Origin of the sequence: Achromobacter sp. ES-001, assembly GCF_019448355.1 — a bacterium.
Taxonomy (GTDB): domain Bacteria; phylum Pseudomonadota; class Gammaproteobacteria; order Burkholderiales; family Burkholderiaceae_B; genus Achromobacter; species Achromobacter spanius_B.
Genome location: NZ_CP079940.1, coordinates 4,052,552 through 4,075,697, shown reverse-complemented (window position 1 = coordinate 4,075,697; position 23,146 = coordinate 4,052,552). Strand labels below are relative to the sequence as shown.

Sequence of the window (23,146 nt, the reverse complement as noted above, 5' to 3'; positions counted from 1 at the left end):
CTTGGACGCCGGAAAAGCCGCCTTGATCCAGATCAAGGTGCCGGCCTTCGCTGCTGGGTACCATCGGCGCATGCGAGCAAAATCGATTTTCGCCGTCCCGGCGTCCCTGTCCGACGCCGACCGCCAGCAACGCCGCCACGCCTTGGTGCGCCTGTCGCTGGCGTGGCTCGCCATGATGCAGGTCATGATGTTTGCGTGGCCCGGTTACCTGCGCCATGACAGCATGCCCGCCGACGCGCTGGAAACGCTGGACTGGGCCATCGTGCTGATGAACTGGGCCAGCTTCGCCCTGACCATTCCCGTGGTGCTGTATTCGGCCTGGCCCATCTGGCGCCATGCCGGTGACAACCTGCGCCACGGCCGCGCGGGCATGGACGTGCCCGTTGCGTTGGGCATCGTGGCGGCGTTTGTTCCCAGCGTTCACGCCACCTGGACCGGGCGAGGCGACGTCTATTTCGATTCCGTCACGATGTTCGTGGCGTTCTTGCTGACCGCGCGCTACCTGGAACTGTGCGCCCGCCAATCCTTCGGCGACGCGGCGGGCGGCCTGCGGCATCAGCGCGTGGAAACCCAACGGCTGGAATTGGGCGCGCGCGCCGATCGGCTGGCCTCGCGCTTCGTGTTGGCGCAGGTGGTGCTGGCGCTGGCCGCCGCTATCGGCTGGGCGGCCATCGACCCCGCCCACAGCCTGCCCGTGATGGTGGCGCTGCTGGTCATGAGCTGCCCCTGTGCGATGTCGATGGCGGTGCCCACCGCCATGGCGTCTGCGCATTCGGCATTGGCCGCGCACCCCACCATGTCGGACGCCGCGCTGGGCGCGCTGCTGCGCCGCGCGCGCGAGAAAGCCCGCCAGAACCTGTACGGCTCGTTGATCTGGCATTTGCTGATGACGCCGCTGGCGTTGTTGGGCTGGGTGCAACCCTGGCTGGCCGCCATCACGATGCTGCTGTCCTCACTGGCCGTGGCCTATAACTCGTGGCGCCTGTGCCGCCGCGACTGGTCGGTTGGCAGCGCACCCGTCGGCGCGCTGGAAGCCGCGCCATGACCATCCTCTATCTCTTGCTGCCCTTGTCGCTGCTGTTCGTGCTGGCCATCGGCGTATCGCTGTGGTGGGCCGTGTTCAACGGCCAGTACGACGATACCGACAACGCCGGCACGGCGATCCTGCGCGACGACGACAGCGGTCGCGGCTCGCGCGGCTAAGCGCAAACCCCGCCCACCCATTCCCGACACCCCGGTTCCCCGGCGCCTGGGCGCCCGCGCGCGCGTTGCCATTGAGGCCGCGCGCGCGTGAGTCCGTTGCGGCATTGCCGCGTTCCCTGTCTGGCCGTTGTGCGCTTGATCCATATCAACGTCGACTTGTGTGCCTAGTCCCATCATTCAAGCCTGGAGCTATTTGTTACTTTAGGGGAAGGGTGATGAACGATTGCCCCGCAATCGCAAGCAAGGCCGATACCTTCAACTACAAGATCGTGAGGCAGTTCGCGCTCATGACGGTGGTGTGGGGCATAGTCGGCATGGCTGTGGGCGTATTTATCGCCGCGCAGCTGATTTGGCCGCAGTTGAATTTCGACACCGCATGGCTCAGCTATGGCCGCCTGCGCCCGCTGCACACCAACGCGGTGATCTTCGCCTTTGGCGGCAGCGCTCTGTTCACGACGTCGTACTACGTTGTCCAACGCACCTGTCAGGCGCGCTTGTTCTGCGACAAGCTGGCCGCCTTCACGTTCTGGGGCTGGCAGATCGTCATCGTCGCCGCCGCGATCACCTTGCCCATGGGCTTTACCAGCAGCAAGGAATACGCCGAACTGGAATGGCCCATCGACATCCTGATCACCTTGGTCTGGGTCGCCTACGCCATCGTGTTCTTCGGCACCATCATCAAGCGCCGGTCCAAGCACATCTACGTGGCCAACTGGTTCTTCGGCTCGTACATCCTGACCATCGCCATCCTGCACATCTTCAACAACATCGAAATGCCGGTGTCGATGTGGAAGTCGTACTCGGCGTACGCCGGCGTGCAGGACGCCATGGTGCAGTGGTGGTACGGCCATAACGCGGTGGGCTTTTTCCTGACCACCAGCTTCCTGGGCATGATGTATTACTTCGTGCCCAAGCAGGCCGGCCGCCCGATCTATTCCTACCGCCTGTCCATCGTCCACTTCTGGGCGCTGGCCTTCACGTACATGTGGGCGGGTCCGCACCACTTGCTGTACACGTCGCTGCCTGACTGGACGCAATCGCTGGGCATGACGTTTTCGCTGATCCTGCTGGCGCCGTCCTGGGGCGGGATGATCAACGGCATCATGACGCTGCAAGGCGCCTGGTACAAGCTGCGCACCGACCCGATCCTGAAGTTCATGGTCACCGCGCTGTCGTTCTACGGCATGTCCACGTTCGAAGGGTCGATGATGTCGATCCGCACCGTCAACGCGCTGTCGCACTACACGGACTGGACCATCGGCCACGTGCACTCCGGCGCGCTGGGCTGGGTCGCGATGATTTCCTTCGGCTCGCTCTACTACCTGATCCCGCGCCTGTATGGCCGCGAAAAGATGTACAGCGTGAAGGCCATCGAACTGCACTTCTGGATCGCCACCATCGGCGTGGTGCTGTACATCGCCGCGATGTGGATTGCCGGGGTGCAGCAGGGCCTGATGTGGCGCGACACGGCCTCCGACGGCACGCTGGTCTACAGCTTTGTCGAAGAACTGAAGACCCGGGTTCCGTACTACCTGATCCGCTTGCTGGGTGGCACCTTGTTCCTGTCGGGCGTGTTCGTGATGGCCTGGAACGTGTGGAAGACGGTGCGCGGCGCGCAGCCGGTCAACCCCGCCATTCCGCTTGACGATCCCCATGCCGCTCGCCCGTCGGTCGCCGCACCCGCCGCGCCCGCCGTGCCCGCCACTGTTTGACGAGGACATCATGGCCAACAAAAAAACTGGCTTCTTTTCTCACCAGACGCTTGAGAAGAACATCGGCTGGATGATCATTGCCAGCATCCTGGTGGTGTCCTTCGCGGGCCTGGTGCAGATCATTCCGCTGTTCTTTCAGCACAGCACGACGCAGCCGGTGGCGGGCGTCGAGCCCTACAGCCCGCTGCGGCTGATGGGCCGCGACGTGTACATCCGTGAAGGCTGCGTGGGCTGCCACTCGCAACAAGTGCGCGTGCTGGCCGCCGAGGTGCAGCGCTACGGTTCGTATTCGACGGCCGCCGAATCGGTCTTCGATCATCCGTTCCTGTGGGGTTCCAAGCGCACCGGGCCCGACCTGGCGCGCGTGGGCGAACGCTATTCCGACGACTGGCACCGCATCCACTTGCGCGACCCGCGCAAGGTGGTTCCCGAATCGAACATGCCCGCGTATCCGTGGTTGCAAAAGACGGTGATCACCGGTCAGAACGTGTCCGAACGCATGCTTGCCCTGCGCAAGCTGGGCGTGCCTTACACGGACGAGCAGATCGCCGGCGCGCCCAAGGCCATCGAGGGTAAGACGGAAGAAGACGCGCTGGTCGATTACCTGCAAAGCCTGGGCGTGGGCGTGCGCCGCGCCAAGCAGGCCGAAGAGGCCCGGGCGGCCGAAGCGGCGAAGAAGGCCGCCGCGCAATCGGCTGCACAACCCGCTGCACAACCCGCTGCACAAGCCGCCGTGCCGGCGGCTTCGGGAGGCTGATCATGCTGGGCATCCTGAGCGCATTCATTACCGCCATTTCCATGGCGACCTTTTTCGGCATCGTCTGGTGGGCCTGCTCGCGCGGGCGCCAGAGCGCCAATCGCGAATCGGCCATGTTGCCGTTCGCACTGCCCGATGAATTCGGACAGGCACAACAAGATGGAGCGAATCGGTCATGAGCGATTTCGTCAATGGCTTCTGGGGCATTTTCATTTCGGTCGTTGCCGTGGGCGGCGTGGTCTGGTGCGTGTGGCTGCTGTATACGCAGCGCCGCTGGCTGGGCGCCAAGCCGGCCGCCGGGCAGGTGGAAGACACCGGCCACGTCTGGGACGGCGACCTGACCGAACTGAACAATCCTGTTCCCACGTGGTGGACGTGGATGTACCTGCTGGCGTGCCTGTTCGCGCTGGGCTATCTGTTCTTCATGCCGGGCCTGGGTTCGTACAAGGGCCAGCTGGGCTACAGCAGCACCGAGGAAGTGGCGCGGCAGCAGGCCAAGATGGCCGAGGCCGTGCGCCCCATCTACGCGCGTTTTGAAACGATGACCGTGCCGCAGATCGCGCAGGACACGGGCGCCCGTGAAATCGGCCAGCGCCTGTTCCTGAACAACTGCGCGCAGTGCCATGGCTCGGACGCCAAGGGCGGCCCCAGCTTTCCCAACCTGACCGATGGTGACTGGCTGCACGGCGGTTCGCCCGAAACCATCATGAAGACCATCAAGGAAGGGCGCCATGGCGTGATGCCGCCGTGGAAGGCCGCGATCGACGCCAAGACGGCCGGCGACATCGCGCAGTATGTGCGGTCCTTGTCGGGGCTGACGGCGGACCCGGTGCGCGTGTTTCGCGGCAAGCGCGAATTCGGCAACTTCTGCGTCGCCTGTCACGGTGTGGACGGCAAGGGCAACCAGCTGGTGGGCGCGCCCAACCTGACGGACGACGTGTGGCTGTATGGCTCGTCGGAAGCCTCCATCGTCAAGACCATCCTGGACGGTCGCGACAACCGCATGCCGGCGCACGAACACATCCTGAATCCCGAGCAGATCAAGGTGTTGACGGCGTGGGTATGGGGCTTGTCGAACAAGCCCGAAGCGGGCGGGCAGGCGGCGGTCGGCACCGCGGCGGTCGATACCGCGGCGGTCGGCACCGCGGCGGTCGATACCGCGGCGGTCGGCGGCACCACGGCGGTCAAGTAACGCGGCCGGCGGCGCATAGGTGAAGGGACGTCCCGGCGGCCCTTCACATCAATGGACTTACAGTACGGAGCAGCATATGGATGAAGGGTCAACCGCAAGCGTCGGCACGCAGCCTGGCGGCGACCCGCCGCCCTGGCGCCCGCACACACGTCCGCCTCGTTCCGGGGCCGAAACCCTGGAGCAGACGCTGGCCGGCGTGCGCAGCAAGATCTATCCGCGATCCGTCAGCGGCAACTTTGCCCGCTGGCGCATCGCGTTTGTCTTCATCACGCAGCTGATCTTCTACGGCTTGCCCTGGCTGCAATGGAACGGCCGCCAAGCCGTGCTGTTCGACCTGGGCGCGCGCAAGTTCTATCTGTTCGGCCTGGTGCTGTGGCCGCAAGACGTGGTGTACCTGGCCGTGCTGCTGGTCATCTCGGCGCTGGCGCTGTTCCTGTTCACCGCCGTCGCCGGCCGACTGTTCTGCGGCTACGCCTGTCCGCAAACCGTCTACACCGAAATTTTCATGTGGATCGAGCGCAAGGTCGAAGGCGACCGCATCGCCCGCATCCGTCTGGACGAAGCACCCTGGAGCCTGCACAAGGCGCGCGTAAAGATCACCAAGCATGTGCTGTGGATTGCGCTGGCCTGGTGGACGGGGTCGACCTTCATCGGCTATTTCGCGCCGATCCGCGAACTGGGCCATGAACTGTTCACGCTGCAACTCGGCCCGTGGCAATGGTTCTGGATGTTGTTCTATGGCTTTGCCACCTGGGGCAACGCCGGCTTCATGCGCGAATCCGTGTGCAAGTACATGTGCCCCTATGCCCGCTTCCAAAGCGTCATGGTGGACCCGGACACCTTTGTGGTTACGTATGACAAGCGCCGGGGCGACCCGCGCGGCGGGCGCTCGCGCAAAGTGGATCACAAGGCGGCCGGCCTGGGCGACTGTGTCGATTGCAGCCTGTGCGTGCAAGTGTGCCCCACCGGCATCGACATCCGCGACGGCCTGCAATACATGTGCATCGGCTGCGGCGCCTGTATCGACGCCTGCGAGCAGGTCATGGACAAGATGCAGTACGAACCCGGCCTGATCCGCTACACGTCCGACCGCGCCATGCAGGATGGCCTGAGCGCCAAAAGCGCGCGCTCGCATCTTCTGCGCCCGCGCGTGCTGATCTACGGCACGCTGATCCTGATACTGGCCGTGGCCTTTGTGGCGTCGCTGGCCATGCGCAACCCCTTGCGGGTCGACGTCATCCGTGACCGGGGCGCCTTGGGCCGCGAAGTGGCCGGCGGGCAGATCGAAAACGTCTACCGCCTGCAAATCATCAACACGTCGGACACCGCCATGCGGTTGCGCCTGTCGGCGGACGGCATGCCGGGCCTGCAAGTGATGGCCGGGCGCCAAGGGTCCGACATGGTTGAGGTTGAGCCGGCCGCCAACAAGCTGGTGCCCATGGTGATCCGCGCGCCTGCCGGCGTGGAGCCGGGCGCCCATCCCATCACGCTGCGCGCGCGCGGCCACGACGGCGAAAACCGGTCCATCCAGACCGACGAAGCCGCCAGTTTCTACGTACCCGATTAAGCCCGCTTCGCCCGATTCAAGGACTTTCCATGACAACCGCCTCATCCCTGCCCACGCCCAAGCCCTGGTACCGCGAGCCCTGGCCGTGGATCCTGATGGCCGGCCCCTTCGCGGCCATGATCGGATGCTTCATCACGATCTACTTCGCCTACAGCAACTTCACCCACGAGCCGATCCAGGACGGCGTGGTCAAGCGCGGCCTGGTGATCGAACAGGTCGCACCCCGGGCAAGCGAGGGCGCACGCGCCGCGCAAGCCAACCCTTAACCAGGGAGAGCACAGATGGGCCTGCGTTCATTGATGTGGATTTTGTGGCCGTCGTTCTTGGCGGCGGCGATGGGCAGCGCGTTGATCTTCGCGCTGATCGACCCGCTGGATGTGGCCGTCTTCGGGCACGTGCCCACCGGGCGCGTGGGCTTTTACACGGTGTCGTTCTTCGTGCTGTGGGTGATGGCGGGGCTGTCCAGCCTGCTGACCGCCTACCTGATGCCCAAGGCGGTTGAAGACGAAGACCTTTGATAGAACGCTGCCCCTCGCCGTGCGCGGGGCAGTGCGACAGGCGCAACCGGACGCTAGACCTTCTTCACGAATTCCGACTTCAGGCTCATCTGGCCAAAGCCGTCGATCTTGCAATCGATGTCGTGGTCGCTGTCGACCAGGCGGATGCCCTTGACCTTCGTGCCCATCTTGACCACGCCGCCCGAGCCCTTGAGCTTCAAGTCCTTGATGACGGTGATGGTGTCGCCGTCCTGCAGCACGTTACCGGCCGAATCGCGGTAGACGCGGGCGTCCTCGGTGGCTGCGGTGTCATCGCCGGCCGCGGTGGGCCATTCATGCGCGCACTCCGGGCAGACGTAGTTGCCGCCGTCTTCGTAGGTGTATTCGGATTGGCATTTCGGACAGGCGGGCAGGGCACTCACGGGGAAAACCTCGGATAAAAAGCGCGCGGGGCGCAATGGGCGATTGTACTTCCCCCGATACGCAAAATTCGCCTAACGCGCCCGCATCATCGTTGAATATCGTGCAGCAGGTCCACAAAATGCTGGCCGGCCGCGCTTAACGGGCGGTCGCGCGGGACGATGCTGCCGAACTCGGTCAGCGACTGGCGTATCTGGTAGGGCAGGATGGCCAGCAAGCCGTGCGCCGCATACCGGCTGGCCACCGACTCGGGAATCACCCCCAGCATGTGCGACTTCATCGCCAGGTTGGTGGTGGTCAAAATGGACGCGGACTCGATCAGCCCCGGCGGCGTCGCCACGTTGTGCGACCGGAATTCCTGTTCGATCACATCGCGCATCGGGCTGCCGTGCGGCTGCAAGATCCAGGGATACGCCAACATGGCGTCGAACGCCAAGCGCTTTTGCCCGGCCAGCGGATGGTCCACCGCCGCGATCACCGACAGCGCCTCGTCGCCGATGGGCCGGAACACGTAGTTGCGGTCCGACAGGGTCAGCATGCGGCCGATCACCACATCCAGCTTGCCTTCGTTCAGCTGCGCGATCAGCAGGTCGCTGGTGCCCGTGGCAATTTCCACGGCCAGCAGCGGATAGGTCTGCTTCAGGCGCAGCAAGGCGTCGGTCAGGTGGCCGGGCGAGGCCGCCATGATGCTGCCGATGAAGAGTTTGCCCGCGCTGCCCAGCCGCAATGCATCCAGCTCGCGCGCCAGCGACGACATGGTGCCGCGCATGCCGCGAAAGTAGCCCATCACGCATACGCCGGCGGGCGTCAGCGCCAGCCCGCGACCCACCCGTTCAAACAGGGGCTGCCCCAACGCCAATTCCAGTTCGTGCAGCATTTTGCTGGCGGCCGACTGCGTCATGTTCAGCTGCGCCGCCGCCGCGCGCAGCGTGCCGCGTTCGTCGATAGCCAGCAGCAGCACGATCTGCCGCATGCGCAGCCGCGACAGCAGGGCGGGCACATTCAAGTTGCGTTCCATGATTGATCGCCTGTGGTGAACGGTTGGTGCAAAAGTTTCATTTTACGGAAACAGGCGTTGTTTCTAAGATGACTGCACAACAACTAGCCCATGCGGCCAAGAAACATCAAGGAGACAACCATGAAGATCCGCATATTGGCGGCGACGGCCGCATTGGCCGCGGGCACCCTGTGCCTGACGGCATCCGCGTTCGCCCAGACGCCGCGCGCCGACTGGCCGACCAAGCCGCTGCGCCTGCTGGTGGGGTCCGCACCCGGTGGTGGCACCGACGCCATGGCGCGCGCCGTGGCCGACCGGCTGGGGCCGATGCTGGGCCAGACCGTGGTCGTGGAAAACAAGCCGGGCGCATCCAACACGCTGGCCGCCGATCTGGCCTCCAAGTCCGCCGACAACCACACGATGGTGATGGGCGTGTCCACCGCCCACGCTATCGCCCCGCATCTGCTGAAGCTGGCCTACGACAACGACCGCGACCTGACGCCCGTGGTGTTCGTGGGCGCGGTGCCGAACATCCTGGTGGTCAACAACCAGGTGCCGGCGGACTCGGTGCAGGCGTTGATCGCGCTGCTGAAGCGTCGTCCGGGTGAATTGAACTTTGCCAGCAGTGGCTCGGGCAGCACGCAACACATCGCGGCCGAACTCTTCAAGGACGCCACCGGCGTGCAGATGACGCACATTCCGTATCGCGGCAGCGGCCCGGCCATGGTGGACCTGATGGGCGGACAGGTGCAGATCGCTTTCGAAACCGCGTCGTCGGTCATCCCGCACATCAAGAGCGGCAAGGTGCGCGCGCTGGCGGTGCTGAGCGCGCGGCGCAACCCGCAGCTACCCGACGTGCCGACGATGGCCGAGGCCGGCGTGCCCGGCGTCGAAATGAGCGCCTGGTACGGCATCTACATGCCCACCGCCACGCCGGCAGCCATCCAGACACGCATTCACGACGACGTGAACCGCATTCTGGCCATGCCCGAAACGCAGGCGCGGCTGTTGGCCATTGGCGCGGACATCACCCCGATGAGCCAGGCGCAGTTCGCGCAGTTCCATAACGCCGAAAACCAGCGCTACGCCGGCATCATCAAAAAGAACCACATTTCCGTGGAGTGAGGCTTGTATGCACGCGCAGCAAAAGATAGCTATGCAGCAAAAACCGGATATGCCGCAAAAACCCGTGGTGGCCTTGACGCTGGGCGACCCGGCCGGCATCGGCGCCGAACTGATCGCGCGCTTGCTGGCGCAAGCCGAGGCCTGCGAACGCGCCAATATCGTGCTGGTGGGCGATGCCTGGCTGTGGCGCGAAGGCCAGCGCGTGGCCGGCGTGGATGTGCCCACCGAAGCGGTGGCCAGCATGGCGGCAGTGCGGGCCCGCGCCGACACAAGCCGGCCCGCGTGGCTGGCCATGGACACCGTGCGCCCCGACCAGGTGACCGTGGGGCAGGCCGGTGCGGCGGGCGGCGCGTCGGTATTGCGCGTACTGAACGCCTGCATGGACGCGGCGCGCGACGGGCATATCGACGCCATCTGCTTTGCGCCCTTGAACAAGTTCGCCATGAAGCAGGGCGGCTTGAAGCACGACGATGAGCTGCACCACTTTGCGCAGTACCTGGGCGTGACGGGCACCTTCTGTGAATTCAATACGTTGGGCGACTTGTGGACGTCGCGCGTGTCGTCGCACATTCCCTTGAAGGACGCCGCCGCCGCGTTAAGCGTGGACCGCATCAAGGCCGCAACGCGCCTGATCTACCGGTCGTTGCAGGCCAACGGCATCGCCCAGCCGCGTGTGGCGGTCGCGGCGTTCAACCCCCACGGCGGCGACGGCGGCACGTGCGGGCGCGAAGAAGTCGACATCATCGAACCCGCCGTGCGGCAGCTGAACCAGGAAGGCTTGCCCATCGCCGGACCGTTTCCCGCCGACACGATTTTCCTGAAGGCGCAGGCGGGCCAGTTCCAGGCAATTGTCACGATGTACCACGACCAGGGGCAGATCGCGATCAAGTTGCTGGGCTTTTCGCGCGGGGTCACCGTGCAGGGTGGCCTGCCCATCCCCATCACCACGCCGGCGCACGGCACGGCGTATGACATCGCCGGCCAGGGCCGCGCCAACGTGGACGCTACCTGGCAGGCGTTTCTGATTGCGTGCCGTATGGGTGCGTCCACGGGTGCGTCGCACCGAGCTTCCCTTGTTTGAACAGGATCACACCATGAAAATCAAATCCGTCCGCGCCCGCGTTTTCGAATGGACCGGCAAGACCGTGCCGCCGCAAGGCAACTTCTGCTCCAACGCGATGGACCTGGTGCCCTCGCGCGAGGAAACCATGAGCACCTTCCGCTTTCATGGCTGGACGGTGGTGGAAGTGGAAACGGACGACGGCATCGTCGGGCTGGGCAACGTGGCGCTGGCGCCGCGCGTGGCCAAAGCCATCATCGACCAGTACCTGGCGCCGCTGGTGGTGGGGCAGGACCCCTGGGACTATGAATTCCTGTGGCAGCGCATGTACCGCGCCACGCATGCGTGGGGCCGCAAGGGCGTAACCATGGCGGCGATTTCGGGCGTGGACCTGGCCATCTGGGACATCCTGGGCAAGTCGGTGGGCAAGCCCGTGTTCAAGCTGCTGGGCGGGCGTACCAAGGAGAAGATTCCCGTCTATTACTCCAAGCTGTACCGCACCGACCTGAAAGCCATGCAAGACGAAGCGCAGACCTATCTGGACCAGGGCTTTACCGCGTTCAAGATGCGCTTTGGCTACGGCCCGGCGCACTTGCAAAAGGGCGTGGTTGAAAACCTGAAGTCGGTCCAAGCCATTCGTGAAGTCATCGGCTACGACACCGACCTGATGCTGGAATGCTATATGGGCTGGACGCTGGAATACGCCAAGCGCATCCTGCCCAAGCTTGAAAAATTCGAGCCGCGCTGGCTGGAAGAGCCCGTCATTGCCGACGATATCGACGGCTACGCCGAATTGAACCAGCTGACCTCGATTCCGATCTCGGGCGGCGAACACGAATTTTCGCTGTACGGATTCAAGCAATTGCTGGACCGGAAGGCGGTGTCGGTGGTGCAGTACGACACCAACCGCGTGGGCGGTATCACGGCGGCGCACAAGATCAACGCGCTGTGCGAAGCGTATAGCGTGCCGGTCATTCCGCACGCCGGCCAGATGCACAACTATCACCTGACGATGAGCACGCTGGTCTCGCCCATGAGCGAGTACTTTCCGATGTTCGACGTGGAAGTGGGCAACGAACTGTTCTACTACCTCTTCGACGGCGAGCCCGTCGCCAAGGAAGGCTTCATCGACCTGGACGACAACAAGCCGGGCCTGGGGCTGACCTTGAAAACCGAATACCTCAACGATTTCAACATCATCGAGTAGGCCGCCATGACTGCCATATCCCAGGCGCCGCGCTATCGCGGCATCTTCCCGGTAGTGCCCACCACGTTCACGGAATCAGGCGAGCTGGACCTGCCCAGCCAGAAGCGCGCGGTGGATTTCATGATCGATTCCGGCGTGGACGGCCTGTGCATCCTGGCCAATTTCTCGGAGCAGTTCGTGTTGTCGGACGATGAACGCGAAGTGCTGACGCGAACCATCCTGGAACACGTGGCCGGCCGCGTGCCGGTGATTGTGACGACCACGCACTTCGGCACGCGCGTTTGCGCGGCGCGCAGCCGCCGCGCGCAAGAACAGGGCGCGGCCATGTTGATGATCATGCCGCCGTATCACGGCGCGACGATCCGGGTGCCCGAGGCGCAAATCGAAGGGTTTTTCCAGCAGGTGTCGGACGCGGTGGACATTCCCATCATGATCCAGGACGCGCCGGTGGCGGGCACGCCGCTGTCCGCCGCGCTGCTGGCCAGGATGGCGCGCGAAATCGAACAGGTGTCGTACTTCAAGATAGAAACGGCGGGCGCGGCCTCGAAGCTGCGCGACCTGATTGCGCTGGGCGGCGCGGCGGTGGAAGGCCCCTGGGATGGCGAAGAAGCCATCACGTTGCTGCCGGACCTGGACGCGGGCGCCACCGGGTCGATGACGGGCGGCGGCTTTGCCGACGGCATCCGCCCCATCATCGAGGCGCACCGCGACGGCCGGCGCGACGAGGCCTACCGGCTGTACGAACGCTGGCTGCCGCTGATCAACTACGAAAACCGCCAGGGCGGCATCCTGACGGCCAAGGCGCTGATGAAGGCGGGCGGCGTGATCGAGTGCGACGCGCCCCGGCATCCATTCCCGCCGATGCGCGACGACGTGCGCCAGGGCCTGCTGGAAACGGCGCGGCGGCTGGAGCCGCTGGTGTTGCGCTGGGGGCGGTAACGGGCTTGTCTTCGGAGGGCGGCTGCGTCGCCCGTGCGCGCACCGCGCGGCCCCGGCCCGGCCTCGCCGCCGGGGCCCAAACACAGCGTTCCACCACGTCGACCAAGCGGCGCCAGGGTAACGAGTAAAATTCCCGGCTATCGATCACGTTGGGGGCTCGTGTGCAGCCGGTTATATCAGTTCAAGGTTTATCCAAGCGATACGCCTCGGGATTCCAGGCGCTCAAGGGCGTCAACCTGGAAATCCAGCGCGGCGAGATCTTCGCCTTGCTCGGGCCGAACGGCGCGGGCAAGACGACGCTGATCAGCATCATCTGTGGCATCGTCAACCCGTCCGACGGACGGGTGCTGGCCGATGGCCATGACATCGTGTCGGACTTTCGCGCCGCGCGTTCCAAGATCGGGCTGGTGCCCCAGGAAATTTCCACCGACGCGTTTGAAAGCGTCTGGAACACGGTTACCTTCAGCCGTGGCCTGTTCGGCAAGCCGGCCAACCCGGCCTATATCGAAAAGGTGTTGCGCGACCTGTCGCTGTGGGACAAGAAGGACAGCCGCATCATGGCCTTGTCCGGCGGCATGAAGCGCCGCGTGATGATCGCCAAGGCCTTGTCGCACGAGCCGGCCATCCTGTTCCTGGACGAGCCCACGGCGGGCGTGGACGTCGAGCTGCGCCGTGGCATGTGGGAAATGGTGCGGCGCCTGCGTGAAAGCGGCGTCACCATCATCCTGACCACGCACTACATCGAAGAAGCCCAGGAAATGGCCGACCGCATCGGCGTGATCCGCAAGGGCGAGATAATCCTGGTGGAAGAAAAGAACGCGCTGATGGCCAAGCTGGGCAAGCGCCAACTGACGCTGACGTTGACGGCGCCGCTGCCCGGCATCCCGACGGCGCTGGACGCCTATCAGCTGGACCTGTCCGCCGATGGCTATCAACTGGTCTACACCTACGACAACCAGGGCGGCGGGCAGATTTCGCAATTGCTGCAGGACCTGAGCCGGCTTCAGATTGAATTCACCGACCTGAATTCGTCGGAAAGCTCGCTTGAGGATATCTTTGTCAGCCTGGTACACGGTCAATCATGAACTTCTACGCCATTCGCGCTATCTACCTGTTTGAAATGGCCCGTGCCTGGCGCACGCTGATGCAAAGCGTGCTGTCGCCCGTGATCTCCACGTCGCTGTATTTCGTGGTGTTCGGGTCCGCCATCGGTTCGCACATGGTCGAGATCGACGGGGTCAGCTACGGCGCCTTCATCGTGCCGGGCATGATCATGCTGTCGCTGCTGACGCAAAGCATCGCCAACGCGTCCTTTGGCATCTATATGCCGCGCTTTTCCGGCACCATCTACGAAATCCATTCGGCGCCCATCTCTTACGTGGAAATCGTCATGGGGTATGTGGGGGCGGCCGCCAGCAAGTCCATCATCCTGGGGCTGATCATGCTGGCCACGGCGCGCCTGTTCGTGTCGTTCGACATCGCGCACCCCATCTGGATGCTGGGCTTTCTGGTGTTGACGGCGGTGACGTTCAGCCTGTTCGGCTTCATCATCGGCGTCTGGGCCGATGGGTTCGAGAAGCTGCAAATCATTCCGCTGATGATCGTCACGCCGTTGACGTTCCTGGGCGGCACCTTCTATTCCATCAAGATGCTGCCGCCGTTCTGGCAGACCGCCACGCTGTTCAACCCCGTGGTCTATCTGGTCAGCGGCTTTCGCTGGGCGTTCTACGGCGTGTCGGACGTCAGCGTCGGCGTCAGCGTGGGCATGACGCTGGTGTTCCTGCTGGCCTGCCTGATCGGCGTGCGCTGGATCTTCAAGACGGGTTATCGCCTGAAGACGTAATCAAACGGTCGGGACGGTCCCAACCGCCCCGACCGATCAGCTCGATCAGCCAGCAACGGCCGGCGCACGGCGCGCCAGGCCGTCGAAGGCGTCCAGCAACCGCTCGCGCCAGGCATACACCGGGTCGTCGGCCTCCAGCAGTTCCAGCGTGCTGGTGCAGCGCGCCCACATGAACATGCCAAAGACCGCGTAGTCCGCATACCCGTGCTGCTCGCCCGACAGAAAAGCTTGCCGGGCCAAGGTGTGACGCAAGGGCAACAGCGCAGCGCGCAGCGCACCGATCTGCTCGTCGTAACCCGCCGGCAGGTCTTCCAGACGGCCAAAGCGCTTTTCGCGCGAGGCGCGGAAATAGTCCTTGTCTTTCTCGTGGATCAGCCCGTGGATGGCCGGCAACAGCAAGCGCGCCAGCACGGGCACCAAGGTGGTGTCGGCCCAGGCGTTCGCAAACAGGCTGACCGCGCGCCCGCCCGCGCCGTTAAATAGCGAGCGCCGCTCGGGGAACGTGTCTTCCAGATAGCAGGCAATGCGCCATGAATCGCTGACCACGTGCTCGCCGTGCACCAGCACGGGCACCAGCTTCTGGCCGGAAAAATCGATGGCTTCCTTTTCCGTGAAACGCCAGGGCACGGTCTTGGCCGACAGGCCTTTGTGCGCCAGCGCCATGTGCGTTTTCCAGCAGTGCGGGCTGAAGCGCAGCGACTCGTCCGCGCCAGCCAGGTCATACAGGGTGATGTCCGGGGTCAAGATGCCGTGCTCCTTGCCGAGTGGGTCGATAACAAGCCGGCTGCCAGGATACTGCTTTGCGCCCGTGCGGGAAACGTCAAGGAAAAGCGCCAATGAAGAGTGCCAATGAAGAGTGCCAAAGGAAAGCGCCAATGAAGAGCACCAATGAAAAGCGCCACGCGCCCCAGGGACGCGTGGCGCAGGCCGGACAATCCCCGGTCCGGCCTTGCCCTGCTTTGGTTGTCCTACTTGGGCGCGCCTTTGCTCATGCTCATCACCCGCTGCTTGAGCTGCGGATTCTGTTGCACGGCTTGGCCGATCCCGTTGAATTCTTCCACCGTCAGGCCGTCGGCGCGCACCAGCTGCACCATCTTGGCGTCGGCTTCTTGCACGACCTTCTGCTTGGCGTCATCGGTCTTGGCGGCGTCGACCTTCGGGCGGTATTCGTCAACCACGCCCGAGACCTTTTGCGATGCCGATGCGAAGCGCTGCAATTGCTGGTCGGTGGGTTGCGTGATGGCGGGGGCCATCTGCGGTTGCGCCGGCGGCTGGCTGGCGTTTTGCGCCATGGCCGCTGCACCGGACAGCGCCGTCGACAAGATGGCGGCGGATAGGAATGCGTATTTGGAACGCTGCATGAAACCTCCGTGTTCCGGTTAATGTCCGACCATGATGACGACCACAACCGCCATGGGACAAGTTTCGCGATGTGTTTTCCTGTGTCGGCAGGACACGATGGCGGGCAGCCTGTCAGGAGGGGGGCCGGGGGGCGGTTCGGAAACGTTTTGCGTGGTTTCGTAGTCGCTGCTGGCCGCGATGTTTCCGCAGGTGTGCCGGTTTTCCGCCGAAGGCGGTGCTGGCGTCGCGGCGCGCGGTGCCGTCACATCAGCAGCATGGCCAGCATCACCAACACCAGCAACGCGATGTAGACGCGCGCATGCAGGCGGTCGGGCAGGCGCGGAATCAGCGGCGCCGCCAGACGGATGCCCAGTAGCGCGCCCAGCGCCAGCACGGCGAAGGCCAGCAGGTCGACATAGCCGATGATCCAGGGCGCAAGCGGCGCGGGCAGATCGCGCGCCGCCGCCATGTAGGCCACGGTGCCGACAATGGCGACGGGTATCGTCAACGGGTTGGCCATGGCCGCCGCCTTGGCCATCGGCAGGCCGCGCCGACGCAGCAAGGGCACCGTCATCACGCTGCCGCCCACGCCCAGGAACGTGGCCACGATGCCGATCACCACGCCGCCGCCCACCACCACGCCTGGGCTCAACGGCACCGCGTCGGCACCGTCGGCTTGCGCCAGGAACCCCTGGCGCAGCAGGCAGTCCAGAATCGTCACCGCCAGGTAGGCCACGAAGGCCCAGCGCACCAGCGTGCCGCTGGCGTGCGTGGCCGCCAACGCGCCCACCAATGCGCCCACCGCGATGTACCCCGCCAGAGGCCAGATATAGGCGCGAACCAGGTTGCCCGCGCGTTGCTGGCGGCGCGTGGCGGCGATGGCGTTGACGACCATGACGCAGGTCGAGGTGGCCACGGCAATGTGCATGGCCGACGCCCCGACGGCGTCGTCCGCGCCATGCGCGGCGGTCAACACGCCATACAAGACCGGCACCACGACAAAGCCGCCGCCAAACCCGAACAGCACGGTGGTGACGCCGCTGGCGCAGCCAAAGAAAGCCAATATCAGGTAGAGCATCGGACGGGTCCAGGTTGGGAAGTCGTCACGATACGAAAGGCGGGGGTGGCCGGCTTTCGTGCTTTGGACAATAATGTTTGCGTTTCGGCCAAGCCGGGTGCCGGGCTGCACATTTCCCGACCCGCGCTCCAGCCCCGCACGTGAGCCCCGCGCTCCAGCCCCGAACTTCAGCCCCGCACTTCCACCCCCACGCTCCCGCCATGCGCAATACGCACATCGACCGCTACGATCAGCTGGACCGCGCCGTGGTTGCCATCGGCAATGACTATCCGACCGGCCATGTGCTGCCCGCGCATTCGCACCGGCGCGCGCAACTGCTGTACGGCGCGACCGGCGTGATGCAGGTGTCCACACGCGATGGCAACTGGGTGGTGCCGCCCCAGCGCGCGGTGTGGATTCCGGCAGGGGTGACGCATCAGGTGCGCATGCTGGAGGTCAGCACGCGTAGCGCGTATATCGAGCCAGATGCCGCGCGGGCAGGGCGCCAGGCCTGCGAGGTAATCGAGGTATCGCCGCTGCTGCGGCAGCTGTTGCTGGAAGCGGTGGACATGCCCGCTGCGTATGCGTCAGACGGGCGCGATGGCGCGTTGGCGGCCTTGCTGCTGCATGAAATCGACCGTGCGCCGGTGCTGCCGCTGCACATTCCGCTGCCTCGCGACAAGAAGCTGGCGCCGCTGTGCCGCGCCTTTATCGCCGCGCCGGATGCGCGCACGCCGCCCGACGCATGGGCCGCGCGCCTGCACATGAGCCCGCGCACCTTCAGCCGCTATTTCCGCCGCCAAACGGGCATGACGTTTTCCGAATGGCGCCAACGCGCCTGCGTGGTGCTGGCGCTTGCAAGGCTGGCTGCGGGCGGGGCCGTCACCACCATTGCACTGGACTTCGGCTACCAAAGCCCTGCGGCGTTCTCAACGATGTTCCGACGCGTGCTGGGCCAGTCGCCCACGGACTACTTGCGCGGCGGGTAGCGGCCTGTGGCCTGCCCGTCACGCCGCGTACCAGAGCACGGCGAAGAAGTGGCACACGGTGCCCGCCAGCACGAATAGATGCCAGATGAAGTGGCCGTAGCGCCAACGGTTGTCGAACACGAAGAACACGACGCCGCCGGTATACGCCAGACCGCCCGCCACCAACCAGCCCAGCCCGCCCGTGGGCACGCTTTCGATCAGCGGCTTGATGGCAATGACCACCAGCCAGCCCATCGCCAGGTACAGCCCGGTGGACAGCGCCGGCCGGTTCAAGCGTTTGCTGGCTTTCAGGCCCACGCCCAGCAAGGCCATGGCCCAGACCAGGCCGAACAGCGTCCAGCCCCACGGCCCGCGCAGCGCGCCCAGCGCAAACGGCGTGTACGTACCGGCGATCAGCAGGTAGATGGCCGAATGGTCCAGGACGTTGAAAATCTGCTTGGCGCGGCACAGCGGCAGCGCGTGATAGATGGTGGACGCCAGGTACAACAGGCACATCGACGCCGCGAACACCGCGGCCGCCGCGATGAAGGCCGCGTCGCCCTGGCGCACGGCGGCCACGATCAAAATGGGCGCGGCGGCCAGGGCGCCTACCGCGCCGATCCCGTGGCTGATGGTGTTGGCGATTTCTTCGCCCAGGGTCTGGGGTCTGTCGTTGGGAAACATGGTGCGTCTGGTGAATGCGTGATACGTGATGGGGGTTGCAAGGTCATCACCTTAAGCGCTTTGCGTGCCGGGCTCAACGCCACGGCGGCGTTCAGTCGGTCGCAAACCCGCACCGCTTTGATTTTCAGCAATCGGCGCTGCCACGCTCGGGACAAAAGGGTGGGAACGCTGGTTACCCTGTGATACATTTCCTGCGGCTGTTTTACCGACACCGTTTGGTTGAGTTCTACCGCCCGCAGAGGCGACCACGTTCTTTTTTCTGGGCTCGCACCCGCGCTCGCGCAGTCGCGCAAGACGCAACGGATATCCTTACCGATCTGACCATCGCCGTCGCGCTGGTGGCCTGTGCGCCATGGCGACAGGTGGCCCCGGCTACGCCGGGAAGGTTCAAGCAGGTTTACTGGCCGAGGCCTACCAATGGCGCGCAGTTTTTCCAATCTGTTTTTCAAAGCCGCAAAGAAGATCAGCAAGCTACAGCGCACGGCGCTGCGCATGGCATCGCCCAAGCCCGCCAGAAAGCGCGCCACCACCCCACGCAAGACCGCTACCAAGACCGCTACCAAGACCGCGTCTTCCGCCGCCGCGACTCGTCAGCCCGCGACCCCATCGCTGGGCAACGGGCGCTGGGAAGGCACGCGTCAATTTTCCGACGGCAAGGGGCGGCAGCTGACGTTTGCGCGTTACACCCCGGCCGGGGCCACGCCGGGTCGTATGCCGGTTGTGGTGATGCTGCACGGTTGCCGGCAGACCGCGCTGGCTTTCGCACGCGGCACGCGCATGAACCAATGGGCGGACGCCGGCGGCTTCATGGTGCTGTACCCGCAGCAATCCATGACGCGCCAGGTGCAGCGCTGCTGGCGCTGGTTCCAACCCGATGACGCCCATGGCGGCGCCGAGGCAGACCTGATTGCGGCGTTGATCGAATCAGAAGTGGCGCGGCATGGGCTGGATCCCGAACGCGTGTATGTGGCCGGCCTGTCCGCGGGCGCCGGCATGGCGGCGCTGGTGGCGCTGCGGCACCCGTCGTTGATCGCTGCCGTGGCCATGCATTCCGGTCCGGTGGTGGGCGACGCCCATAGTGCCGCCGCCGGCATCAGCACCATGCGGCGCGGCTCGCTCAAGCCGTTGCCGTCGCTGGTGCGTGACGTGGCGGACCCCGCTGCGTTCGACCTGGGCATGCCCGCGCTGATCCTGCACGGCCAGCTGGACCCGGCGGTGGCCCCGCGCAACGCCAAGCAATTGTTCGAGCAGTTTCGCGCCTTGAACCACCCGCGCCCCGAGGACATGCCCATCGAGCGTGTGCTGGGTTTGGGGTCCGAGAAGGCCTATCGCCGCGTGGACCTTACGCGGGGACGCAAGACGGTGCTGCGCCTGTGCGAGATCACGCGGCTGGAACACGCCTGGAGCGGCGGCGATCCGTCGGTGAAGTACCACGCCCGCAACGGCCCGGATGCGTCGGCGTTGGTGTGGCGGTTTTTTCAGGGACTGCGGCGCGTGGGTGCGGGCGAACCGGGGGCCGGGGCCTGAGCAGGCAGTGAGCGCGGACGCGGACTCGGACCCAGGCCAGCTCCCGACCCAGATCCGGACCCGACCCGGGACTTGGACCCGACCCAGGACGTTGACCCGACCCAGAACGTGGACCCGACCCAGGACGTGGACCCGGCTACCGATTGTTCGCCGATTGGGAATGGATATGTCGACCTGGCGCGTCATGGCGATGGCTCGTCGCGGCGGTAACATCGCCGCATCCCCGGTTGGCGCTGCATTGACGCAGCCGCCGGCCAGGACCCAACTGGAACTTCTGCCATGACTCTTTCTGTTTACCAGGCCTCCGTGCCTGTCTTCATCCGCGGCATGACCGTGCTGGCCACGCTGCTTGAAAAAGCGGCCGCGCATGCCCAGGCCGCCGGCATCGACCCCGCTGAACTCGTCAACGCCCGCCTGGCGCCCGACATGTACCCGCTGTCCGGTCAGATCCAACGCGCCAGCGACGCCGCCAAATTCGCGGCGCAGCGCCTGTCGCAAGGGCAGGCGCCCAAGTTTGCCGACGAAGAAAAGACCCTGGAAGAGTTGCAGCAGCGCATCGCCAACACCATCGCCTACCTGCAAAGCGTGACGGCCGAACAGGTGGAAGGCGCCGAAGACCGGCAGATCGTCGTCAACTTTGGCGACTTCAAGCCGGAATTTCGCGGCGATACCTACCTGCTGACCTTCGCGCTGCCCAACTTCTACTTCCACGTGACGACCGCTTACGACATCCTGCGCCACGCCGGCGTGAAGATCGGCAAGCTGGACTTCCTGGGTCCGTATTCGCAGTAAGTGGATGTTGACGTGGCCAGGAAGCGCGGGGCCGTCAGGCGGGTCAGTCGGCGTTGCCGCAGCCTGACATCTCGCCCATCTTGGCCATGTTCTGCTGGATTTCCTCGGGCGTGTAGTCGAACTGGTGCGTGGCGATCGACCAGCGGTGGCCGAACGGATCGATCACCTGGCCGTAGCGGTCGCCCCAGAACATGTCGGCCACCGGCATCGCCACGGTGGCGCCGGCATCCACCGCCTGTTTGAACGAGGCGTCCACGTCCTTGACGTACAGATGCAACGTCACCGGTGAGCCCTTCAGCGCCTTCGGGCCCAGGCTGCCCCACTGAGGAAAATCGTCCATCAGCATCAGCACCGAATCGCCGATACGGATGGCGGCGTGCATGACCTTGCCTTCCGGCCCGGGCATGCGCGCCAGTTCTTCCGCGCCGAAGGCTTTTTTGTAGAAGGCGATGGCGTCGGACGCGCCCTCGCAAACGATGTGCGCGGTCAGCGTGTGCATGCCGGCGGGAATGGGCGTGGTTGCGGGCGTAGCCATGATGCGTCTCCAAAATCGGTGTTGGGTTGGGGGGACAGGCCGTAGGCCCTGTCCCTGCCTATACGACGAACGGGCGGCGCCGATATCGACACGCCCCACGGTTTTTATTTTGCTACCAGCGTGCTGAATCCGCCCCAGCACATGCGTTTGAAATCGAACACGCCTTCGCAGCACGTGTTGGCCAGGCGCGGGTCGGCCATCACCAGCGCGTTGATCCGGTCGCGTTCGGCCTTGCTGGCGTACACGATCCAGGCAAACACCACGGTTTCGTCGTCCTTGGCGCTGGCCGCTTCCCTGAACGACCGGAAGGTTTCGCTGGCCAGGTCATCGGCCACGCCTTCTCGGTAATCCAGCGCGCCGTGCTCCAGCCAGACCGCCTTGGCCTGGTCCGCCATCTGCTGGTAGGCCGGCACGTTCGCCTTGGGCACCGGCAGCAAAAAACCATCTATGTATTCCTGCATCGCACACTCCTCGGTTGCTGTTGTTGTGTGGAATGCGGCATGCCCGCTGGTCACGCCGCGTCCACCCGGCACGAGCGGCCGGTAGACGCCACTTTATCGGGATCGCGGGCGCTTTCAGATAGGGGATTGCGACATTCTTGCGGGTGGATTGCGACAGCGCTCGGGCGTATGCTTACCGACATGAAAAACGTCGCTTTCCTGCTGCCGACGGGCACCAATATTGCGTCCCTGGAAACGGCGCGCCACGGCTTCCAGGTGGCCAACGCCTACCTGGTCGCGCAAGGCCGCGAACCGCAATTCCACGTCTGCACGCTGGCGTTGACGCGCGAGGTCAGCCTGGACGACGGGCGTATCAAGGTGCTGGCGGACCAGGTGCTGGCCGACGCGCCGCGTATCGATATCTGCATCGCGCCGCCCCTGCTGGGCGCGGTGCCCGATGTGGTGCTGTCCAACCGCGAGCTGATCGATTGGCTGGCAAGCCACCATCGCGCCGGTGGCGAAGTGGCCAGCCTGTGCATGGGAGCCGCCTTGCTGGCAGCGGGCGGCGTGTTGGACGGGCAGCAGGCGGTGGTGCATTGGGTGGCGCAAAATCTGTACGCCAGCCTGTTTCCCAACGTCCACTGGATCAGCGATCGCGTGGTGATGGCCGAGAACGGTGTCTATACCAGCGGCGGCGCGTTTTCCGCCGCGCATCTGGTGCTGCACCTGATCGAAAAATACACCGATCGCGATACCGCCATCTGGTGCGCCAAATACTTCCAGCTGGACTGGAGCCGCCAGAGCCAGCTGCCGTTCGCCGTGTTCATGGGCCAGAAGGCGCATGCCGACGAGGTCGTGCGCGCGGTGCAGAGCTACATCGAACGTTGCTACACCGAAAAGATCACCGTTGAATCCCTGGCCGAGCGCCACGCGATGGGGCGGCGCACGCTGGAACGGCGCTTTCGTCAGGCGACGGGCAACAGCATCGTGCAGTACCTGCAACGCGTGCGCGTGGAGGCCGCCAAGAAGCGGCTGGAAACGTCGCGCAAAAGCGTGGCCGAAGTCATGTATGAAGTGGGCTACAACGACACGAAGGCGTTTCGCGACATCTTCAGCAAGCACTGCGGGATGTCGCCCGTCGGGTATCGGGACCGCTATCAATAGGACGTCGAAGAATTCGCTATGGCACTGGCAAAAGTGCTGGCCGAACTCCCCCCGAAAATAAGATTTCTACTACAGCTATTGGCGCGCCACCGGCCTATCCTTGACACGTCGCGGCCTGA

Annotated in this window: 28 protein-coding genes; 20 read left to right on the top strand and 8 right to left on the bottom strand. The window is 64.8% G+C overall.

Annotated elements, in window-relative coordinates; all coding sequences use genetic code 11:
* Positions 1 to 70 precede the first annotated feature (70 nt).
* The 9 genes from KYT87_RS18295 to KYT87_RS18255 all read left to right on the top strand — a co-directional run bounded on the left by KYT87_RS18295 (position 71) and on the right by KYT87_RS18255 (position 6,949).
* Positions 71 to 1,045, top strand: a complete 975-nt coding sequence (locus KYT87_RS18295) for a membrane protein (protein WP_046805456.1) — start codon at positions 71 to 73, stop codon at positions 1,043 to 1,045.
* Positions 1,042 to 1,203 carry a cbb3-type cytochrome oxidase assembly protein CcoS gene (gene ccoS, locus KYT87_RS18290; protein ID WP_046805402.1) on the top strand — a complete coding sequence of 54 codons (162 nt, stop codon included), beginning with the start codon at positions 1,042 to 1,044 and terminating at the stop codon, positions 1,201 to 1,203. The genes KYT87_RS18295 and ccoS overlap by 4 nt, the downstream gene beginning before the upstream one ends.
* Positions 1,204 to 1,418: 215 nt before the next feature.
* Positions 1,419 to 2,915 carry a cytochrome-c oxidase, cbb3-type subunit I gene (gene ccoN / locus KYT87_RS18285; RefSeq protein ID WP_046805401.1) on the top strand — a complete coding sequence of 499 codons (1,497 nt, stop codon included), beginning with the start codon at positions 1,419 to 1,421 and terminating at the stop codon, positions 2,913 to 2,915.
* A 10-nt stretch (positions 2,916 to 2,925) separates the two neighbouring features.
* The gene (gene ccoO, locus KYT87_RS18280; protein WP_219990538.1) at positions 2,926 to 3,672 is read left to right on the top strand and encodes a cytochrome-c oxidase, cbb3-type subunit II; all 747 of its coding nucleotides are present in this window, start codon (positions 2,926 to 2,928) and stop codon (positions 3,670 to 3,672) included.
* Between the two features lie 2 nt (positions 3,673 to 3,674).
* Positions 3,675 to 3,851 (top strand): CcoQ/FixQ family Cbb3-type cytochrome c oxidase assembly chaperone, encoded by a 177-nt coding sequence (locus KYT87_RS18275; RefSeq protein ID WP_104144319.1) that lies wholly within the window; start codon positions 3,675 to 3,677, stop codon positions 3,849 to 3,851.
* The gene (gene ccoP / locus KYT87_RS18270) at positions 3,848 to 4,864 is read left to right on the top strand and encodes a cytochrome-c oxidase, cbb3-type subunit III (protein WP_219990537.1); all 1,017 of its coding nucleotides are present in this window, start codon (positions 3,848 to 3,850) and stop codon (positions 4,862 to 4,864) included. Before KYT87_RS18275 ends, ccoP begins: the two co-directional genes overlap by 4 nt.
* A 76-nt stretch (positions 4,865 to 4,940) precedes the next feature.
* On the top strand, positions 4,941 to 6,431 hold the full coding sequence (ccoG, locus tag KYT87_RS18265; protein ID WP_219990536.1) for a cytochrome c oxidase accessory protein CcoG: 1,491 nt from the start codon (positions 4,941 to 4,943) through the stop codon (positions 6,429 to 6,431).
* A gap of 29 nt (positions 6,432 to 6,460) precedes the next feature.
* Entirely contained in the window at positions 6,461 to 6,697 is a 237-nt protein-coding gene (locus tag KYT87_RS18260) for a FixH family protein (protein WP_046805397.1), read from the top strand.
* A 15-nt stretch (positions 6,698 to 6,712) separates the two neighbouring features.
* Positions 6,713 to 6,949, top strand: a complete 237-nt coding sequence (locus KYT87_RS18255) for a hypothetical protein (RefSeq protein WP_219990535.1) — start codon at positions 6,713 to 6,715, stop codon at positions 6,947 to 6,949.
* A 53-nt stretch (positions 6,950 to 7,002) separates the two neighbouring features.
* Here KYT87_RS18255 and KYT87_RS18250 read toward each other — a convergent pair whose 3' ends face one another.
* Positions 7,003 to 7,350 carry a zinc ribbon domain-containing protein YjdM gene (locus KYT87_RS18250; protein WP_219990534.1) on the bottom strand — a complete coding sequence of 116 codons (348 nt, stop codon included), beginning with the start codon at positions 7,348 to 7,350 and terminating at the stop codon, positions 7,003 to 7,005.
* A gap of 86 nt (positions 7,351 to 7,436) precedes the next feature.
* Positions 7,437 to 8,366, bottom strand: a complete 930-nt coding sequence (locus KYT87_RS18245) for a LysR family transcriptional regulator (protein WP_219990533.1) — start codon at positions 8,364 to 8,366, stop codon at positions 7,437 to 7,439.
* Positions 8,367 to 8,486: 120 nt separating this feature from the next.
* On the opposite strand from KYT87_RS18245, the gene KYT87_RS18240 reads away from it, so the two are divergent.
* The 6 genes from KYT87_RS18240 to KYT87_RS18215 all read left to right on the top strand — a co-directional run bounded on the left by KYT87_RS18240 (position 8,487) and on the right by KYT87_RS18215 (position 14,519).
* On the top strand, positions 8,487 to 9,470 hold the full coding sequence (locus tag KYT87_RS18240; RefSeq protein ID WP_219990532.1) for a tripartite tricarboxylate transporter substrate binding protein: 984 nt from the start codon (positions 8,487 to 8,489) through the stop codon (positions 9,468 to 9,470).
* A 49-nt stretch (positions 9,471 to 9,519) separates the two neighbouring features.
* Positions 9,520 to 10,551, top strand: a complete 1,032-nt coding sequence (locus tag KYT87_RS18235) for a 4-hydroxythreonine-4-phosphate dehydrogenase PdxA (protein ID WP_104144481.1) — start codon at positions 9,520 to 9,522, stop codon at positions 10,549 to 10,551.
* Positions 10,552 to 10,564: 13 nt separating this feature from the next.
* Positions 10,565 to 11,737, top strand: coding sequence for an L-rhamnonate dehydratase (locus KYT87_RS18230; RefSeq protein ID WP_219990531.1), 1,173 nt, complete (start codon positions 10,565 to 10,567; stop codon positions 11,735 to 11,737).
* A 6-nt stretch (positions 11,738 to 11,743) separates the two neighbouring features.
* Positions 11,744 to 12,676, top strand: a complete 933-nt coding sequence (locus KYT87_RS18225; protein ID WP_219990530.1) for a dihydrodipicolinate synthase family protein — start codon at positions 11,744 to 11,746, stop codon at positions 12,674 to 12,676.
* Positions 12,677 to 12,837: 161 nt separating this feature from the next.
* Positions 12,838 to 13,761: an ABC transporter ATP-binding protein gene (locus KYT87_RS18220; protein ID WP_046805390.1), complete on the top strand. Its 924-nt coding sequence runs from the start codon at positions 12,838 to 12,840 to the stop codon at positions 13,759 to 13,761.
* Positions 13,758 to 14,519 carry an ABC transporter permease gene (locus KYT87_RS18215; protein WP_046805389.1) on the top strand — a complete coding sequence of 254 codons (762 nt, stop codon included), beginning with the start codon at positions 13,758 to 13,760 and terminating at the stop codon, positions 14,517 to 14,519. Before KYT87_RS18220 ends, KYT87_RS18215 begins: the two co-directional genes overlap by 4 nt.
* 45 nt (positions 14,520 to 14,564) lie before the next feature.
* On the opposite strand, the gene KYT87_RS18210 is transcribed toward KYT87_RS18215, so the two are convergent.
* From KYT87_RS18210 to KYT87_RS18200, 3 genes are all read right to left on the bottom strand, one after another.
* Positions 14,565 to 15,263, bottom strand: a complete 699-nt coding sequence (locus tag KYT87_RS18210) for a glutathione S-transferase family protein (RefSeq protein ID WP_219990529.1) — start codon at positions 15,261 to 15,263, stop codon at positions 14,565 to 14,567.
* A 224-nt stretch (positions 15,264 to 15,487) separates the two neighbouring features.
* Positions 15,488 to 15,880: a DUF4168 domain-containing protein gene (locus KYT87_RS18205; RefSeq protein WP_046805387.1), complete on the bottom strand. Its 393-nt coding sequence runs from the start codon at positions 15,878 to 15,880 to the stop codon at positions 15,488 to 15,490.
* A gap of 242 nt (positions 15,881 to 16,122) precedes the next feature.
* Entirely contained in the window at positions 16,123 to 16,938 is an 816-nt protein-coding gene (locus KYT87_RS18200; protein ID WP_219990528.1) for a sulfite exporter TauE/SafE family protein, read from the bottom strand.
* 200 nt (positions 16,939 to 17,138) lie between these two features.
* On the opposite strand from KYT87_RS18200, the gene KYT87_RS18195 reads away from it, so the two are divergent.
* Complete coding sequence (locus tag KYT87_RS18195) at positions 17,139 to 17,906, top strand: helix-turn-helix domain-containing protein (RefSeq protein ID WP_046805385.1); 768 nt, start codon at positions 17,139 to 17,141, stop codon at positions 17,904 to 17,906.
* 18 nt (positions 17,907 to 17,924) lie between these two features.
* On the opposite strand, the gene KYT87_RS18190 is transcribed toward KYT87_RS18195, so the two are convergent.
* A complete protein-coding gene (locus KYT87_RS18190) occupies positions 17,925 to 18,569 on the bottom strand; it encodes a hemolysin III family protein (RefSeq protein ID WP_104144330.1) in 645 nt (214 codons plus the stop codon).
* A gap of 417 nt (positions 18,570 to 18,986) precedes the next feature.
* On the opposite strand from KYT87_RS18190, the gene KYT87_RS18185 reads away from it, so the two are divergent.
* The 3 genes from KYT87_RS18185 to KYT87_RS18175 all read left to right on the top strand — a co-directional run bounded on the left by KYT87_RS18185 (position 18,987) and on the right by KYT87_RS18175 (position 20,888).
* Positions 18,987 to 20,096, top strand: coding sequence for a PHB depolymerase family esterase (locus KYT87_RS18185; RefSeq protein WP_219990527.1), 1,110 nt, complete (start codon positions 18,987 to 18,989; stop codon positions 20,094 to 20,096).
* Positions 20,097 to 20,168: 72 nt separating this feature from the next.
* Positions 20,169 to 20,306, top strand: coding sequence for a hypothetical protein (locus tag KYT87_RS18180; RefSeq protein ID WP_219990526.1), 138 nt, complete (start codon positions 20,169 to 20,171; stop codon positions 20,304 to 20,306).
* A gap of 69 nt (positions 20,307 to 20,375) precedes the next feature.
* A complete protein-coding gene (locus tag KYT87_RS18175) occupies positions 20,376 to 20,888 on the top strand; it encodes a DUF1993 family protein (protein ID WP_104144332.1) in 513 nt (170 codons plus the stop codon).
* A gap of 43 nt (positions 20,889 to 20,931) precedes the next feature.
* Here the strand turns inward: KYT87_RS18175 and KYT87_RS18170 are convergent, their stop codons facing one another.
* A complete protein-coding gene (locus KYT87_RS18170) occupies positions 20,932 to 21,423 on the bottom strand; it encodes a VOC family protein (protein WP_046805381.1) in 492 nt (163 codons plus the stop codon).
* 104 nt (positions 21,424 to 21,527) lie between these two features.
* Entirely contained in the window at positions 21,528 to 21,884 is a 357-nt protein-coding gene (locus KYT87_RS18165) for a DUF1428 domain-containing protein (RefSeq protein WP_046805380.1), read from the bottom strand.
* Positions 21,885 to 22,052: 168 nt separating this feature from the next.
* Between KYT87_RS18165 and KYT87_RS18160 the strand changes: the two genes are divergently transcribed.
* Positions 22,053 to 23,027, top strand: coding sequence for a GlxA family transcriptional regulator (locus KYT87_RS18160; protein WP_219990525.1), 975 nt, complete (start codon positions 22,053 to 22,055; stop codon positions 23,025 to 23,027).
* Positions 23,028 to 23,146 lie beyond the last annotated feature (119 nt).

Coding starts and splice junctions, on each gene's coding strand:
- KYT87_RS18160 (WP_219990525.1), top strand. CDS start 22,053: ATGCTTACCGACATGAAAAACGTCGCTTTCCTGCTGCCGACGGGCACC.
- KYT87_RS18225 (WP_219990530.1), top strand. CDS start 11,744: ATGACTGCCATATCCCAGGCGCCGCGCTATCGCGGCATCTTCCCGGTA.
- KYT87_RS18275 (WP_104144319.1), top strand. CDS start 3,675: ATGCTGGGCATCCTGAGCGCATTCATTACCGCCATTTCCATGGCGACC.
- KYT87_RS18235 (WP_104144481.1), top strand. CDS start 9,520: ATGCCGCAAAAACCCGTGGTGGCCTTGACGCTGGGCGACCCGGCCGGC.
- KYT87_RS18255 (WP_219990535.1), top strand. CDS start 6,713: ATGGGCCTGCGTTCATTGATGTGGATTTTGTGGCCGTCGTTCTTGGCG.
- KYT87_RS18165 (WP_046805380.1), bottom strand. CDS start 21,884: ATGCAGGAATACATAGATGGTTTTTTGCTGCCGGTGCCCAAGGCGAAC.
- KYT87_RS18230 (WP_219990531.1), top strand. CDS start 10,565: ATGAAAATCAAATCCGTCCGCGCCCGCGTTTTCGAATGGACCGGCAAG.
- ccoG (WP_219990536.1), top strand. CDS start 4,941: ATGGATGAAGGGTCAACCGCAAGCGTCGGCACGCAGCCTGGCGGCGAC.
- KYT87_RS18185 (WP_219990527.1), top strand. CDS start 18,987: ATGGCGCGCAGTTTTTCCAATCTGTTTTTCAAAGCCGCAAAGAAGATC.
- KYT87_RS18295 (WP_046805456.1), top strand. CDS start 71: ATGCGAGCAAAATCGATTTTCGCCGTCCCGGCGTCCCTGTCCGACGCC.
- KYT87_RS18190 (WP_104144330.1), bottom strand. CDS start 18,569: ATGTTTCCCAACGACAGACCCCAGACCCTGGGCGAAGAAATCGCCAAC.
- ccoN (WP_046805401.1), top strand. CDS start 1,419: ATGAACGATTGCCCCGCAATCGCAAGCAAGGCCGATACCTTCAACTAC.
- KYT87_RS18170 (WP_046805381.1), bottom strand. CDS start 21,423: ATGGCTACGCCCGCAACCACGCCCATTCCCGCCGGCATGCACACGCTG.
- KYT87_RS18175 (WP_104144332.1), top strand. CDS start 20,376: ATGACTCTTTCTGTTTACCAGGCCTCCGTGCCTGTCTTCATCCGCGGC.
- ccoP (WP_219990537.1), top strand. CDS start 3,848: ATGAGCGATTTCGTCAATGGCTTCTGGGGCATTTTCATTTCGGTCGTT.
- KYT87_RS18245 (WP_219990533.1), bottom strand. CDS start 8,366: ATGGAACGCAACTTGAATGTGCCCGCCCTGCTGTCGCGGCTGCGCATG.
- KYT87_RS18205 (WP_046805387.1), bottom strand. CDS start 15,880: ATGCAGCGTTCCAAATACGCATTCCTATCCGCCGCCATCTTGTCGACG.
- KYT87_RS18200 (WP_219990528.1), bottom strand. CDS start 16,938: ATGCTCTACCTGATATTGGCTTTCTTTGGCTGCGCCAGCGGCGTCACC.
- ccoO (WP_219990538.1), top strand. CDS start 2,926: ATGGCCAACAAAAAAACTGGCTTCTTTTCTCACCAGACGCTTGAGAAG.
- KYT87_RS18195 (WP_046805385.1), top strand. CDS start 17,139: ATGCGCAATACGCACATCGACCGCTACGATCAGCTGGACCGCGCCGTG.
- KYT87_RS18215 (WP_046805389.1), top strand. CDS start 13,758: ATGAACTTCTACGCCATTCGCGCTATCTACCTGTTTGAAATGGCCCGT.
- KYT87_RS18240 (WP_219990532.1), top strand. CDS start 8,487: ATGAAGATCCGCATATTGGCGGCGACGGCCGCATTGGCCGCGGGCACC.
- KYT87_RS18260 (WP_046805397.1), top strand. CDS start 6,461: ATGACAACCGCCTCATCCCTGCCCACGCCCAAGCCCTGGTACCGCGAG.
- ccoS (WP_046805402.1), top strand. CDS start 1,042: ATGACCATCCTCTATCTCTTGCTGCCCTTGTCGCTGCTGTTCGTGCTG.